The 16,890-nt window shown below is 47.8% G+C and carries 7 protein-coding genes; 5 read left to right on the plus strand and 2 right to left on the minus strand.

The features are described 5' to 3' along the window. Positions 1–34: 34 nt before the first annotated feature. From ACO1R6_RS05635 to ACO1R6_RS05655, 5 genes are all read left to right on the plus strand, one after another. Positions 35–3,130: a SusC/RagA family TonB-linked outer membrane protein gene (locus ACO1R6_RS05635; protein ID WP_486262926.1), complete on the plus strand. Its 3,096-nt coding sequence runs from the start codon at positions 35–37 to the stop codon at positions 3,128–3,130. 65 nt (positions 3,131–3,195) lie between these two features. After that, positions 3,196–4,920, plus strand: a complete 1,725-nt coding sequence (locus tag ACO1R6_RS05640; RefSeq protein ID WP_486262928.1) for a RagB/SusD family nutrient uptake outer membrane protein — start codon at positions 3,196–3,198, stop codon at positions 4,918–4,920. Between the two features lie 133 nt (positions 4,921–5,053). After that, a complete protein-coding gene (locus ACO1R6_RS05645; RefSeq protein ID WP_486262930.1) occupies positions 5,054–6,871 on the plus strand; it encodes a hypothetical protein in 1,818 nt (605 codons plus the stop codon). Between the two features lie 81 nt (positions 6,872–6,952). Further along, the gene (locus tag ACO1R6_RS05650; RefSeq protein ID WP_486262932.1) at positions 6,953–8,395 is read left to right on the plus strand and encodes a glycoside hydrolase family protein; all 1,443 of its coding nucleotides are present in this window, start codon (positions 6,953–6,955) and stop codon (positions 8,393–8,395) included. Between the two features lie 79 nt (positions 8,396–8,474). Then, a complete protein-coding gene (locus ACO1R6_RS05655) occupies positions 8,475–10,226 on the plus strand; it encodes a glycoside hydrolase family 71/99 protein (protein ID WP_486262934.1) in 1,752 nt (583 codons plus the stop codon). A 312-nt stretch (positions 10,227–10,538) separates the two neighbouring features. Here ACO1R6_RS05655 and ACO1R6_RS05660 read toward each other — a convergent pair whose 3' ends face one another. Next, positions 10,539–12,362 (minus strand): alpha-L-rhamnosidase-related protein, encoded by a 1,824-nt coding sequence (locus ACO1R6_RS05660; RefSeq protein ID WP_486262936.1) that lies wholly within the window; start codon positions 12,360–12,362, stop codon positions 10,539–10,541. Positions 12,363–12,527: 165 nt separating this feature from the next. After that, positions 12,528–15,719 (minus strand): glycosyl hydrolase, encoded by a 3,192-nt coding sequence (locus ACO1R6_RS05665; protein ID WP_486262938.1) that lies wholly within the window; start codon positions 15,717–15,719, stop codon positions 12,528–12,530. Positions 15,720–16,890: the final 1,171 nt, after the last annotated feature.

Consider the following 16,890-nt stretch of genomic DNA (forward strand, 5'->3'; position numbering starts at 1 on the left):
TGGAACTTGAAGACTGACTTACATCGATAAAATAATGATAAAATATAAAGCAATAATTAAGCTAACCTTGTTCCTGGCGCTAATGAGCACTCTGGCCGGCAAGCTACAGGCACAGGAACTGCCCGCCTCTATTAGCGGCAGGGTGACCGATGAATTTGGAAAGCCTTTGGCAGGCGTAACTATCCTGGCTGAAAACGGCAGACAAGGAACCGTTACTAACTTAGAAGGTAAGTATACCCTGATACTGCCGGAAGACAGCAAATACCTGATTTTTTCTTACCAGGGTTATGCTAATCAGCAGCAGCCCATCGGGCAAAACCGCGACTTAGATGTATCGTTAAAACCGGATGCGCACCGAAAAGACCAAATTGTGCACCTGGGATATACCTCTCAGCCTGCAAACCTGGTGTCGGGTGCGGTGGCAACGGTAAGCGGAGAAGAGCTGGAAAAAGCACCGGTGGCTAACCTGAGCCAAAGTTTTGCCGGTCGCTTGCCTGGTTTAATTACCCAGGAAACCTTCTCTGAACTTTCCCGCGCCAATACCAACCTGTATGTTCGAGGGCTGTCGGCAGGCAGAAATGCCGGCCCGCTGGTTGTGGTAGATGGTTTACCGATCTCTTATAACAGTAATCAAACGCTGGAATATATTTCGGCCAACGAGATTGAGTCGATTACCTTGCTAAAAGATGCCTCTACCCAGGCGCTGTATGGCATACAGGGAGCCAATGGCGTGCTGGTGATAACCACCAAACGCGGCCGGAAAGGTCCCTTGCAGGTAAGAACCCGCCTGGATCAATCTTTTCAGGAGGTGACCACCCAGCCAACCATTTACTCCTCGGCCGAATACGCGGAAATGCGTAACCAGGCGGCTGTTAACGACGGCCGTAGCCCCAATTACTTTTTCACCGACGAACAGATTGCCCAGTACCGTACCGGCACCAACGAAATGTACCCCAACAATAACTGGTACCGCCGCTATATTAAAGATTTTGCCTCCATGCAACGCGTGGGCGTAAATGTTACGGGCGGCGACGAAAAGGTGCAGTTTTTTTCTAATATCAATTTCATGCACCAGGGCGGCCAGTTTAAAACCGAGCAAACCAAGTATAATCCCAATGCCAACAACATTTGGGTAAACTACCGCTCCAATATGGATATGAACCTAAATAAAAGCCTGAAAGGTTTTATTCGCCTGAGCGGTAACATCAAAAGAGAGCATACGCCAGGAGCCGGCAACGAGGCGGTTTACAGAAGTATCTTTCAGTTGCCGCCCACCATGTACGGGCCATTGACCAAACTGCCCAATAACGATTCTAAAACGGGAGAGAGACAGGTGGTAACCACCGACCGGGTTACCTCGCCCACCTACGGCATGCTGAACCGAACCGGCTATGTGAACCATACCGTTACCAATATTACTTCACAGTTTGGCCTAACTCAAAAACTGGATTTCCTAATGAAAGGACTGGACCTGACCGCTTCCTTTGCTTATCAGACCAACTCCGTAGGAAGCCTGCGAACCACCCAGGATTATGAGCGCTGGGTTAGAAGCAACGATAAAGATGCTTTAACTTTTGTGAAGAAAGGTTCCCAGGTAAACAGTCCGCTGGCCTATAGCAAAAGCCACTCGTATTACTATCATCTTTCTTACAATGCGGCCCTAAATTATCAGCGGGATTTTGGTAAGCACCGCATTGGGGGCATGGGCTATTTCTTTTACCAGAACCTGACCAAAGCAGACGTGGCCTCGCCGGGGCTGCTGCCGTACAATCGGATGCATACCGGCCTGGAAGCTACCTACGGCTACGATAATCGGTATTTACTCAAGTTGGATGCCGGCTATTCGGGATCCGAGCAATATGCACGGGGTAGCCGCTACACAACTACCCCGGCCGTATCAGGTGCCTGGGTGATTTCCAACGAGCAATTTGCCCAGAATAATTGGCTAACCAACCTCAAACTCCGCGCCTCTTACGGCAAGGCAGCCAACGATCAAAGTGGCCTTGCCCGTTTTGCTTACCTGGACAATGTAACGGTTACAGGCGGCGGCCCGCTGGGTTACTTGCAGTATGTAATCAACGAAAATCAAGTGGGTAACCCCAATATTCAGGCCGAGGTGTCGGTTAAAAAGAATGCCGGCCTGGATCTAGGCTTGTTCAATGCCTGGTCTTTCTCGGTAGATGTGTTCCGGGAGCGGATGGATAACATGGTAGTAGGAGCTTTGGCCACCGTTCCGCTTTACCAGGGCATTCCTTTACAAAATTATCCCCGCCTCAACGTCGGAAAGTTTGAGAACAAAGGCTATGAGATCGCGGCCAACTATACCAAGCGGTTTACGTCTGCTCTCTCGGTCTTTGGCGGTGCCCAGTACAGTTATGCCAAAAACACCATTATTAGTTGGAATGAAGCCCGGCGCACAGAAGATTATGCCTACCGGAACTGGGAGGAGGGTTATTCTTTTGGCCAGCAATTTGGTTACCTGGTAGATTACAGCAATGGCAACGGTTTCTTTAATACCCCGGCTGAACTGGAGAACAGCCCCCTTGCGTATAGCTTTGGCCAGCCCCGTCTGGGCGACCTCATATACCAGGACCTGAACAAGGATAATAAAATTGATGAGCGCGACAAAGCTCCCATTGGTACGGGCGCGATTCCCCGCAGCACCTTTGCCTTTTCGGGCGGCCTCAACTACAAGGCATTTGATTTAAGCCTGCTGTTGCAGGGCGTAGGCAAATATAGTACTATCCGGACCGGTATGGGCGTGTGGGAAACCGATTTCGATGGTGTGTTCGGCGCTTTGCACCGCAATGCCTGGACATCGGAGCGATATGCAAAAGGAGAAGAAGTTACTTACCCGGCGCTCTCGTTGGTTAAAAGCGTAAACCATGAGGCCAGCAATTACTTCAGCTACGATCGTTCTTATGTCCGGCTGAAAAACCTGGAATTGGGCTATACGTTGCCCGCTTCGCTCCTCCGGGGAAGGGCCGAAAAGATTCGCTTTCTGCTGAGTGGCCAAAACCTGTTAACCTGGGATAAAATGAAGTCGAAAGATTTCGGGCCCGAGGGCGGAGACTATGCTGGATTCCCGGTTTACCGGGTTTATAATTTAGGTGTAAACCTTGAGTTTTAATATTTCTGAATATGATAAATATGAACCGATATAGTAAAATATTTCTAGTTACCACCTGCCTGTGTATGCTCTTATCCTGTGATGATCAATTGGATTTGCCCAGCGATGGCCGTATTACCATGAGCCAGGTGTTCAGCGATTACAACAGGACCCGGGGTTACCTGAACTCCTGTTACGGTTACCTGCCCGAACCTTACATGGACCGCGCTTCCTTTTCCGATGAAGCCCAGGATGCAGATGATGTTACCCCGGATTCACGGTATAATATCTGGTATGGCGACAACATTACTTCCACTTCTTTTGCCACCCATTCCGTTGACGGCAGCCCCTGGGGCAGGCTTTATGAAGGCATCCGCAAATGCAATGTTTTCCTGGAGAATATTAAAACGGCTACCGTTTATGCATCCGAGGCCGAAAAGGCTTCCTGGACAGCACAAGCCCACACCTTGCGGGCACTTTATTATCTGCAACTGATTAAGCGCTACGGTGGTGTACCTATCTTCGATAAGCCCCTGCCCATCGACTACAATTTCTCGCAAGACCGCCGGGCCACTTTTTCGCAAGTAGTAACCTTTATTCTGGAAGATTGCGACAAAGCTTTAGCCGTACCAGCCGGAAGAGAAGGCTTTTCCTGGGATATTTATGACAATCAGTTTGGTATTATGACCCGGGCGGTAGCTTACGCCATTAAGTCACAGGCTGTAATTTATGCGGCAAGCCCTTTATGGTCGGATGGGACCTACACCTGGGAAAAGGCCAAAGATATTACCGCTGAAGCTTTGGCCCAATGCCTGACTAACGGCTATAAACTCTTTGATATAAAGCCCGCAGCTGATATTGCGCAAAATGCCTATGCTTTGTATTTCTTTACCAACTCCAACGACCAGCGTGCTGTAGATAAAGAAACAATTTACCAAGGCGGCAAGCAGATGCAGGTATGGCGCATGGCAGGATTGCCTACCACTCCCGGTATGGAAAAAGCAGGCCCTACACCCACCCAGGACCTGGTGGATAGTTATGAAATGGCCAATGGGGAAGCGCCCATTACCGGCTATGCCGATGCCAACAAACTGGATCCTATCATTAACTCAGCTTCCGGGTATGATCCGGTTAAACCCTATGAAGGCCGCGACCCGCGCTTTTATGCCTCTATATATTATAATGGGTCGGTACGATTTCTAAACCAGCCGACAGGCAAGAAAGTAGAAACCTTTGCAGGTGGGGCGGAGGAGATATCTGCCACCAACCGCAAGCATACCCGTACCGGTTACTATCTGCGCAAGTTCAATAATTATAAATCAGCCCTGAACAATGAGGGCGATGGCGCGATTCGCTTGTTCCGGCTGGCAGAGTTGTACCTGAATTTTGCCGAGGCGGCTTACCAGTCGGTAGGACCAGACGTGGCGGTGCAGGCCGGCAACATCTCTATGAGTGCCCGGGAGGCGGTGAGTGCAGTACGCCAGCGGGCCGGCATGCCGGCCTTCCCCGCCGGTCTCTCCAAGGAAGCCTTCGAGCAAAAATACCGCAACGAACGGCGTATTGAGTTAGCCTTTGAAGAACACCGCTTTTTTGATGTGCGCCGCTGGAAAATACTCGAACAGACCGATAAATTTGTCACCGGTATGCGCATTACCAGAGTTGGCCCTGACCTTACCTATACCCGCTTCAAATTCCCCAATCGCGATACTAACTCGGAAAAATACCTGATGTATCCCATCGATCAGGCCGAAGTGAACAAGATTATTGGCCTAACTGGTGTGAATTGGCAGAATCCCGGCTGGTTAAATTAACGGCCGTTTTGCCAAAATGCCTGTACAAACCTGCTTGTCACATTGCTTTGTGGCGTGGCAAACAGGTTTGTACAGGATTGTCCGGAAATAATACTTGTATACCTTACCTAATATTTAATATTAAATACCAGCAATGAGATTGAATTTTATATTAAAATTTTTACCGGCCGTATTACTGCTGTTGTGGTCGGTGGGCGCACGCGCCCAGCAAGTGCAGGTAAACAGCGACGAATGGGCTGCTACCGATGCGCTGGGGCGCAAAGTCCGGGATCACCAGGCGGCCCCTGCCAGCAAAAAAGACAAATTTGTGGCCATGTTTTACTGGACCTGGCACCAAGGCAAAGATGATACTACCTACCAGGTCAAAAATATCACTGAGATCGTCCGCAAAGATCCCATGGCCATGAAAGACTATAATCATCCGGGTTGGGGCACCAAACGGCCCGGCTTCTTTTACTGGGAGCAGCCGCTTTTTGGTTATTATAAAACCACCGACCGTTGGGTGCTGCGCAAACACGCCGAAATGTTGGCCGACGCTGGGGTAGATGCTGTTTTCTTCGACTGCACCAATGGTAGTATTACCTGGCAGGAATCTTACGAAGCTTTAATGGAAACCTGGGATCAAGCTCAAAAAGATGGGGTGAAAGTACCCAAAATCGCTTTTATGCTTCCGTTTGGCCCAGCACCCCATTCCCTGGTTTCCTTGCGCCAGCTCTACCGCGACGTGTACAAACCTGGTAAGTACCAAAACCTGTGGTTTATCTGGAAAGGCAAGCCCTGCATCATGGGTTATCCCGATAACCTTACCCAAACAGCGGAAGACCAGCAAATCCGCCAGTTTTTCACTTTCCGCCCCGGTCAGCCCGATTACGTGGACGGCCCCAAACGAAACGACCAATGGGGATGGCTGGAAAATTATCCCCAGCATGGCTATGTAAAAGGTAACGATGGCCATTATGAACAGCTTACGGTAGGGGTAGCGCAAAATGCCGGCCCCGAAACCAAGGGCCATTGTAGCGCCTTTAACCTGCCGGGCACCTACGGCCGCAGCTTCAGCCAAAGAAAAGGCTTCGACCCCCGGCCCGATGGCTACCTGTACGGCTGGAATTTTCAGGAACAATGGGACCGCGCCTTTGAAGTAGACCCCGAGTTGGTATTTGTTACTGGTTGGAATGAATATACCGCTGGCCAATGGCTGCCCGAGCATAACTGGACAGGCGATCCCTTTTCCTTTGTCGACCAGTTCGACTGGGACCGCAGCCGCGACATAGAACCTAATAAAGGTTGGGGCGACAAAGGCGATGTTTATTATATGCAACTGATCGACAACGTTCGCAAATTCAAAGGCATGACAGCACCCCAGAGCGCCTCTAATCCCAAAACCATTCGCATCGGCAAAGCCGACAGCTGGGCCGATGTAGCCCCTTTTTACCAGCACTACAAAGGCAATACCCTGCACCGGAACCACCGGGGGCGCTATGATCAATTTTATACCAACAAAACCGGCCGCAACGACATAGTAGGTGCCAAAGTAGCCCGGGACGAGGAACACCTGTATTTTTATGCCGAAACGGCCGACAAACTCAGCCCCAAGACCGACTCCAATTGGATGATGCTATTGCTGGATACCGATCGCAACAAAGCTACCGGCTGGAACGGGTATGACGTAATTGTGAACCGCGTTAGCCCGAAGGGCAGCAAAGTTACGGTGGAGAAAAATATTGGCGGCCGTTGGGAATGGGAACCAGTAGCCCAAACCAAATTTGCCGTTAACCACAACAAGCTCGAAATCCAAATCCCGCGCAGCGTGCTCAACCTGGTTGGCAAAGAGGTAGACCTGGAGTTTAAGTGGAATGACAACATGCAGGAGAACGGCAATATTATGGACTTTTATGTTAACGGCGACACGGCTCCCGGCGGACGGTTTAATTTTGTATATACTGCCAAATAAGTTGCTGAATATTTTCTTGAACCACGCCGGCCGGCTAGTCTGCCCCCGCAGTTTAGCCGGCCAGATGCCAAATACACATTTATGTATCAGATACTTTTAGGGTTAAGCCTGCTGTTAACCAGCGGGTGCAGGAGTGCCGAACTGGATGCCGGTAAAAGCCAGGTGAAAGCAGAAGCTGCGGTTCATGGCTTTTTAGTAGGGGAACCTTGGGATATTTATCAAGGTGGCCAATACCGTTATGGCCCTTCCATCATCCGAAATGCCGATAATTCTATAGATGCCTGGTTTGCCGCCCCCGGCGGTACGTTTGGGGAAAGAATATTACATTACCAGGATACCCGGACGGAAAGCCCGGTGAGCCTGAAAGAAAAGACCACGGCAGCCCAAAAGTTTCGGGCAAATACTCCTTTTTATGCCATTGCCGTGGTTTGTCCGAACTGGCATAGCCCGAATTCCAGCATAACCTTCAGCCTGTATGCCTGGAAAACCGATTACGCCTCTACGCTGAAAGGCAAGCCCTTGGCTACTAAAAGATTTGAGAATTTCCAGGATAACCAACATTTGTTTTTGACAAAGCAGGAAAAATTTGGCCCCGGTGAATATTTATGGGTATTGAACCAGCCCACTGGCACCGCAGGTGTTTGGCGCAGAGAAGCCGGGGTGCCGGCGGTAATCAACTACCTGGACGGAAAAGAAACATCCGGCAGCTTTTTTTCTTATCAGTTGCTGGAAAAGTCGTCGGGCGGAATATTTTGGGACCAATGTGCTTACCGGCGTTCTACAGACGGCGGAAAAACCTGGACCCCGGATGAAATGGTGTTGCTGCCTACCGAGGGCAGCCGCGATGAATTTTCTATCTGCGACCCGGGAGTAGTGAAATTTGGTGGTTATTATTATCTGGGTTATACCTCTACCGAGGACAAGCGGCAGATTTTTAACCATGTGTACGTGGCCCGTTCCCAATCGCCGGAAGGCCCGTGGTTGAAATGGGATGGCACCGGCTGGAGCGACAAGCCCCAGCCGGTGGTCGTGTTTACAGGCCATCCGGATGCCTGGGGAGCCGGCGAACCTTCTTTGGTGGTAAACAACGATACCTTGTTTTTTTATTATACCTGGCATGACAAAACGGTGCTGGAAACCCGCGTAGCCACGGCCAGCATCCGGGATAGCGATTGGCCTGCCCGCCTTACCTACCAGGGCGTGGCCATTGATAAAACCAGCATTGCCGGTGCCGACCACTGCGACGTGAAATTCCGCGACGATATTAAACGCTATCAGGCCATCCATGCGGCATCCCGCTTCAAGCAAGACAGCCATATCGTGCTCTGGGAATCGGCCGATGGTTTAAGGTTCCGGAAAAAGACCGAAATCCGGGCTAATCTAAAGCCTTTCCTGCATAATTGCGGCTGGAGCGGAGATGAAAAAGGTCATATCGATCCGGCAAAACCTCAATATATTTCCTATGCCTACGGCACGGACTGGGGTAACTGGAAAACGGCCTGGAGCCTCATCACTTTCGACTGATACTTTTTTATATAAGAATTATTTATTTAACCCAACCTGCTGTACTTATTTGTGAAAGCAGGCCTTTAAAATTGAAAATATGAAATATATTGGTTTGCTCTCCTTATTCTTCAGTTTTATTCTCTTACCTGACGGAGAGCTATCGGCCCAGACCCTGGCCGCTACCGACGGCCTGGGCCGGGTGTTGCCCCAGCAGGAACAAGTAGGCAAACCTTTAAAAAACAGGCAGGTGGTTATGTTTTATTTCCTCTGGCAGGGCGACCGATCTTCTCCTACCTCAGAAGAATATTGGGACTTAACCGAGTTATCCGCTAAACATCCGGAGGTGTTCGAAGATTTTGACCATCCCAAATGGGGCGGGGGAGCCGGCAAACCCGGTAAATATTACTTCTGGGGACAATCTATTTATGGCTACTACCACGGAAGCGATTATTGGGTACACCTGAAAAACATGCAACTCCTCACCGATGCCGGCGTGGATGCGCTGGCCATTGATGCCACCAACCGGCTGACCTATCCCCAACAGGCTGATGCTTTAATGCGCGCCATTGAAACCGTCAGAAAACAAGGAAAAACGCCCCCCAAAGTTATTTTCTACACCAATACTGCCTCGGGCGATGCCATGCAGGAACTGTATGATAATTGCTACAAAGAAGGAGCTCCTTACCGCTACCCCGAAACCTGGTTTTATCTTGACGGCAAACCTTTAATTATTGGCTTAGCGGAACAGGCCAAAGGCCGCAACTACGAATCTTTTTTTACCATTCGCCAGTCGCAGTGGCCCAACGAGCCCCAAAAAATTGGCGGCTGGCCCTGGATAGAGTTTCAGCGGCCCCAGAAAGTGTATGTTAACCCCAAGGGAGATAAGGAGATCGTCAACGTTTCTACGGCCCAGCATCCCAACCTGGCCGCTTCTATGGGCGGCTCGGCCTTCTATGGCAAATCGGGCAACTGGGGCCGCAGCTTCCGCAATGGCTCGCCGGGCAACCCCGAAAAAGACCTGGTATATGGCTACAATGTGCAGGAACAATGGGATTTTGCCCTGAAGCAGCAAGTTCCTTTTGTATTTGTTACCGGTTGGAACGAATGGATAGCCGGAAAGTGGCGCTACGGCAAAGACAATCCCAAACAAGCCCTTTTTGTAGATCAGGCCAACCCCGAGTACAGCCGTGACATGGAGCCCTCGCTAACCGCCGGCCTCAAAGATCACTACTATATGCAATTGGTAAGCAATATCCGGCGCTACAAAGGCGTGGAGGCCCTGCCGGTGCTGGGCGAAAAGAAAACCGTAAAGAGCCTTAAAGACTGGGCGGCCGTTTCTCTGGTGTATTCTGATTATACCGGCGACGTGTTGCACCGCAATCACCGGGGCGCCCAGTCATCACCGGCGGTAACTTATGTAAACGAAACTGGCCGCAACGATTTTGTGCAGATGAAAGTGGCCCGCGATAACAAAAAGATTAGTTTCTATGCCCAAACAGCCAAGCCCATCAGCCCCGTTTCTGGTGATAATTGGATGACGCTTTACCTCGATACCGACCGCTCTCACCAGACGGGCTGGACGGGTTATGATTTCCGGGTAGTAGCAGGCGAAAAACTGCAACGCTATGTAAATAACAAATGGGCAGATGTTGGTACGGTGGCTAAAGAACTTGCCGGCAATGAGCTCATGATTTCCATCGCCAACAAACAGCTCAACCTGAACCCCGACAAACTTAACTTTGAATTTAAATGGTCTGATAACATGCAGCAAGCAGATCCGCTCGACTGGTACATTAACGGCGATGCTGCGCCGGGCGGACGGTTTAATTATGTTGTATTAAGCAATTAAGGCGGCTGGTAAGATTGGTTCCGCTTATTGCTATTTTACCCAATAGCTTTCGCTTTTTAATAGCTAAAATCCCGGTTATTGATCTGATGAATTAGCCATCATTGCTGTAAGAAACAAGTACAAGCGCCTTAAATGGGGCGGGTGCCAGCTAACAGATTAATTTCATACCGCAATGATGGCTATTCTCCTTTTTCATGTTTCCGGAAAGCAGCTCTTCAAGCGCTGCTTTCCGGAAATACATTTCCTACGTAAAAAATATTGCTAAGTATCTGATTTTATAAAGGATAGACTTATTGTTTGTTGTTAATCGGTTTAAGTTCTGGACTTATTCTGAGCGTTTCCTCTCACTATTTTAACCCCTTTTGGTGCGTCTATTTCAGATTTTACTTTTCCGTTTGCCTGCCTGGTGTGTTTTACTTTTAATAAACCCTGTGGCGTAGGGAAAGTACCCTCTGCAAATTCTAAATCGCCTAAATGCGGATCTATTTGAATAACCTTACAGCCTGGTTCCAGCACCTTTATTCCCAGCACATGTTCTGTTAGCCAAGGCGTTGGACCGGAAGCCCAACCATGACACAAACTATGGCGGTGGCCTACGTAACAATAAGCGCCGTAATCGCCATGAATATCTTTTTTACCGGCAGGCACTAATTCATCGATACGCGAAGCATTGGGCAGCCAGGCCAGATTAAAATCTTCCCAAAATGTGGTTGCCCCTAAATTAAGCATAGCTCCCCAATAATTTCTAATATCATTTATTGCCCCCTGGTAATCGTTTGCCTTTGCTTTGGCCTGCAGCATGTAATAGCCATAAAAAGTTGAATAATCTTTTGCGCCACCAACGGCAAGCACCTGTTTGTTAGCTTGTTCGGCAGGTACTAAACCAGATAAGGCCAGCAAAGCCGCTGCCTGTTTAGACCCATTGGGGTCAGGCACATATTTTCTCAGACGTGTTACCGCTTGCTCACATTTATTTGCGGTTGCCGGGTCATTTAAAACGCGGCACATTTCGGCGCCTGCATCCAAAGTCATTACCAGCAAGGCGTGAAGCCCGGCATGAATACCTTTTTGGTTTTCACTGGACGGCCAGTCCAGGAAACGGGTGCCATCATGCAGGTTTTCTTTATTATCTGCTCCAACTTTTTGGGCATAATGTTCCAGCAATTTTACTAAATATTCTTTTTGCTGTTTTAAATAATCCAGGTTTCCGGTTTGTAGGTACCAGTCGCGCTGCAGCAATATCCACCACATAGAATAAGATACCATGCCATTCATATATTCCGGAACAGGCGTAATATCACGGGAGAGATCCAAGCTTTTAGGTACTACCTCGTTATACCCAAATACGGCGGAGATGGTGGAGACTTCCGGGTGCAAATCGCCTACCCATACCAAGCGGTCGCGTTTAATACCGTCCCAGAGGTAATCCTGCATGTTTAAATGCACGGTATAAGCGCCGGTCTCCCAAATTTTATTCAGGAGGGCATCATTGCTTTTAAAGGAGCCCAAATAAGGAATATCCCGGTAGATAAAAATGGCCCGAACCTCTTTTAACAGTAGTTCTACATTGCTGTCTACCAGGTCTATGCGTACAAACCGGAATCCTGTATTTCCTACTTCCAGTTTCCCTAACCAGGGCACCTCCATAATAAAGTCGCGCATGGCATGGTCGTTGGTGGCACCTGTCTCTCCGCCACAATCAGACATAGCTTCACTGGCCGACTCGCCAAAACGTACGCGTATTTTAATTGGTTTATTCCCCGCCCACATGCCGGTTACCAATTGCAGGCCACCATGCAATTCTTTACCAAAATCCAATAAAATACCCGGCTTTACATTATTATTGCTTTTGAGTACGCACAGGTTTTTATTAGAAAGATCGGCCTGCCCGTTTCCGGGTTTTAAGAGGCGGTCGGCATTAATAATATTAGCCGACGCGTTCTCTGTCTGCCACAAAATTTTGGTTGGCGACAGGTACTTTCTGACGCGGGCATCGGACTGGGCTTCTTTGTTGCGGGCGCTATCAAATACTGGCGGAAGCTGCTGGGCCCGCAATATTTCGTTTGCCCCCACTAATAACAAAAGGCATAAGATCAGTCTTTTTTTAAGGATAGAATATTTTAATAGCTGTTTCATGCATTCTTTATTCGTATAAATATTTAATATAAAAGTAGCTTGAGTAGAATAATTAATCAGGTATTGGGCAGGCATTCAACAGACCTGTTTGAATTATTTCGCAGAAGTAATCTCTGAGTCTGCCTGAAACAATAGATATTAGCAGCGATAATTTTGCTGGTTATTTTAATTGTTTTGGACTTGGGCAATAACAGGCGTTGCATATTTTATTGTTTTTACCGTTACCGGCCCCATTAAACCAGATGGTTCCAGCGGACTTGCAGGGGTGTAAGGATTAACATTAGACCAGGTTTTTCGCTCATGGGCAGAAAGCTTACTATCGCCTATCAACCGGTTTACCCAAGTGTTTACCACTTCTATTTCCAGCGTATTCTCCCCGGCTTTTACTACCTCTGTAATATCTACCCGCCAAGGCGCTGTCCAGACGCCTCCCACGGCTACATTATTTACTTTTACTTTTGCCATGGCTTTTACCTCACCTACATCTAAATATACCCGCTGCCCTTTTTCTATTTTACCTGGTTTAAAAGTATTGCGGTAAACTGCTGTACCGGAATAATATTTTATTTTATCATCAGGATGTTTCGACCAATCCATTAATATTTCGAATTTAACCGGCTGCGCGGGCCCACGTCGGTTCGCTTCAAAAGTAACTTGCCAGGGGCCATCTACTTTATTTAAAAGACGAGCCTCCGGAAAATTGTCGGCCGTAACCGCCGATGACGATTGCGAAGCGGCTCTTCTAAAAACGACAAACCCGCTCTGGTAAGGTTCCAGTTTTAGTGGCACCGCAATGCTGTTATTTTTTTGCATAAATACAGGCAATGCCCGCAAAGTACCTGTTACGGGGTCCCAAAACTCGGGCTGTTTGTCTGTAACCCGAAAAGCCGGCGAGATAGCAACCGGTTGTTCGCTTTGGTTGGTTACAAAGTATATTTCGGCGGTGGGTGTGGTCCGGTGGGCGTAAAGAACAGGTTTATTTTCTTCTACTTTAAAGTCAGGCGCTAGCTGTTGCAGGTCCAGGGCGCTTTGCAAATCCAGGCCCGAGAGCACCATGCCTTCACCAAATTTGCTGGATTTTACAGTTTTACCGTCTACCTTTCCCCAGAGTTCAGCCGCCAGCTTCTTTACTTCATTGTCTGCCGCCGGGTAATTTTTCAGGCTTGGCGAGCGTAACGGGGCCGGACCCAGGATAGTGGCACCTGCTGCTACCAAATCGCGTATTTTACGGAGCAACTCCGGCCGCATGGTTTCCAATTGGGGCAGTACCAGTAGGCGGTACGACATGCCATCGGGCAATACCAGCTTGCCATCCTTCACCGAAAGCCTATCCCGGATTACTTCGCTGTTTATGTAGTCGTAGGAATAACCTTGCGGAATTTCTGGATTACGGGTGCCGGTCATTTTGGGCGCATCTTCGCCAATAAAGTAGGCAACATCATTAACTGGTTTGCCTTGTTGTAACATAAAGTTACATCTGCGCAGGTAGTCGACAAACATTTTAGACTGCTCAAACCAGGTATTCTTGCGGTTAAATTCTGTTCCGAAACCCGCATTTACCCCCGGATTTCTGTCTTCATAGGGTTGGGTAATAAATACATGAAGCAAGGTATTATTTATTCCTTCGGTAAAAGACCAGTCGCCACGTTTTTTAAGCAGCGCCGGGTACCTTACATAGGCTTGGCCACCAGCCGTAAAAGACTCCGAAGAAACTTTAGTTTTGCCATAAATATGAGCAGAAGAGGAAGCCGCCCTGTTTTCTACACTACCTAAATCTCCTTCATTCCAAAACTCTCCGGCCACTTCATCAGACTGGCCCCCATATTGCAGAAACTCACCCGGAAAGCCCCAGTGCCCATAGTTCTCCAGCCATACTTTCAGGCCATGTTTATTACTGGCTGCGCGTAAGCCGCCTACATATTTATAAGCCACGTCATCGGCTATTAAACGGCGCATATCCCACAAAAAACGATCTGATTGATCGGCCGTGCCCACTATACGACCGGTAAGAACCGGCAACCACGGGAGCGGATCATAGCCATATTGTTTTTTGAACGCTTCGGCAAAGTTGTCCGTCCAGTTTTGGGAGCCGGTTTCGTAGCTATCAGCCACTACCCATTTCAAAGCTTTGCGGTCTGCTGCGGGCATCCGATTAAGTACTTTGCCTATAAATTGACTAAAGTGATCTTCAACTGCCCGGGTGCTCATCTTATCTACTTCCAGCCCAATGCCCTCCGGCGAAGCGGGTGCGTTGGTTACGCCGGTGGGTACCATGCCGTAGCGTACCACTACCCAATTGCCGTCAGGAACGCGCCAGTTTAGGGTGCCATCGGCAGCCAGATGTTCGGAAATATTAATTACTTTGGCTGGCGCTATAGTAAGCGTTTTATCCTTTGGCTCTGGCTGTACGGGCCACTGGTATTCGTGCCATAGCGGAAGCGGTGTCTGAAACATCTTGGCTAATTGCTTTTCAATATATCGTTCCACCCGCGGCGCCCCAGAAAGATTTATTTCGGCCAAGCCGCCATTGCCATTTATATTTGAGAAGGTAAGCCGGAATTTATTGCCTTGGGTAGCCGGAAAAGAAACGGCTACCGGTCCGTAAGGCTTAAATCCTACACTGAGCATGGGGTTACTGCGGTTCAGTTCAAACTTCTTTATGGTGCGATATTTAGCTCCTTCGCTTACCTGTAACTCCACATTAGCGCTGAAAGGTTTGGTAGCCGGATACAACACCAGGCTTCGGGCCGTAAAATGGTTTTCAACTGCTACATCAATAGTTAAAGCTTGCGTAACTCCCGCCGGAAATAGGGCTTCCGTTTCTATTTTACCATCTGTTAAATTTTTAACATTATTAATAACAGGAGTGGCGCTGATTTTAGGATTATACGCTGCTATGGTTTGGGCATCCAACGCAGGACTAGGAAAGGCAAGTACCACCACATTCTGAAAGTTATTTTCCGGAGTAGTTAATTTTCCGGAATAATTCTGAGGCCCTTTTAGGCGCAGCTCAGAGGACGCCAGGTAACGCATTGCCTGGTTTGGCTTTATCCAAGGCCCTCCTGATTGGCTCCACCCTGGGCTGTTAAACATTCCAATATCAATGCCTACCGCAGAAGCTTTCTTGATGGCCTCTTCGGTAATGTTCCACCAATCTTCCGAAAAAAGCTTCACATTGCCATACGGTACTTCTTCTTTCGCATAGCCAATATTTCCGATAAAGGCTCTACCTATACCAATTTTAGCCATCGCCTCTAAGTCACGTATTACGCCTTCCTTCGAAATATTATCGCTCATCCAATACCAGTAAATGCTTGGTTTCACCGAGTCGGGAGGTGTGAGAAAATCATTTTCCAAACTTAAGGCAGCAGTGCGGCTAGCAGAGGAACTGCTGCTATTAGTATCAGGTTTGGTCGTACAGGAAATCATCTGCAATAATATCCCTGTTAATATGACCAAAAGTTCTGACCTAAAAGATAATGTCATAGTGTTTGATAAATTTTAAGAGCTTAATAAAAAAGAATATTTGATTATCATACCCCGTACACCGCGTAGCTAAAATTTATAATAGCCATGTTTTAGTTAAAGTTTATAAATACAACTGCACCTTCACACGCAGAGTGTACATTTTTGGCCTGGATAGCTCGGGCTTACATTATTTAAGGCAGAAATGCTGTTAACTGGTTAAAAAATAAAAATAAGGGTAGGCTTTGGTTTATCTGTCCTGTACTGTCCTGAATGGATTTTTTTGAATTAATTTACAAGAAAAGCGATATTCAAAGTTTGTCTTTGCTATATTTTGGCCATGGCAGCAAGATTATTTGGCTTTGATGCTGTCCTTTATAAGGTGCGGTATAAAACCATAATAAGGTGCTTATAAACCTAAGTATTTTAGGTAAGTACCCCTAAAACGAAGCTAGTTTGATGGTAGACAAATAATATTATACCTTAAAACTTACCAAAGAATTATTGAGGTCAAAATATTAAATTAATTCAGGGAAATAAAGTAGGCCTGAATACAGAAGATTAGAATTTAGTTAGGCAATTCGCTACCGTTACAAGATGCCATACAACGGCATAAAAGCATTAGATGTAAAGTAACTTAAAGAACCGGAATAATAAAATAATGCTTATATTAAGCGCTTTGATGGCCGATATTGCTGGGCAGTATGGGAAACTTACTTGTTTTTTTACTGGATTAAGTTCGGTAGCTAACACCTATCAGGGTAGAAGAATAAAATATCAGAAGACTGTCTGACGCGCTGGGGAAGCTCACTCCAAGTGAGTGGCTCCGGAAAAGCAGAAGTAGAATAATTTATTCCCGCATACTTCTCTAGCGCGACAAGTTTACCACAGTTCCATTTCATGATAGTGGAAGTAATAACCAAATGAAATTAGTCTCAATTTTTTCTATCCTAAAATAGGGACTTACCCCCCTGAAGAAATCTTCCCGAACGCTATCCCCCCTCGAACAATGTTTATCTTCGATGGCTGGGCACAGAAAACGCGTGACAGCAGGTGTTAGAGG

The organism is Adhaeribacter sp. (assembly GCF_057359045.1).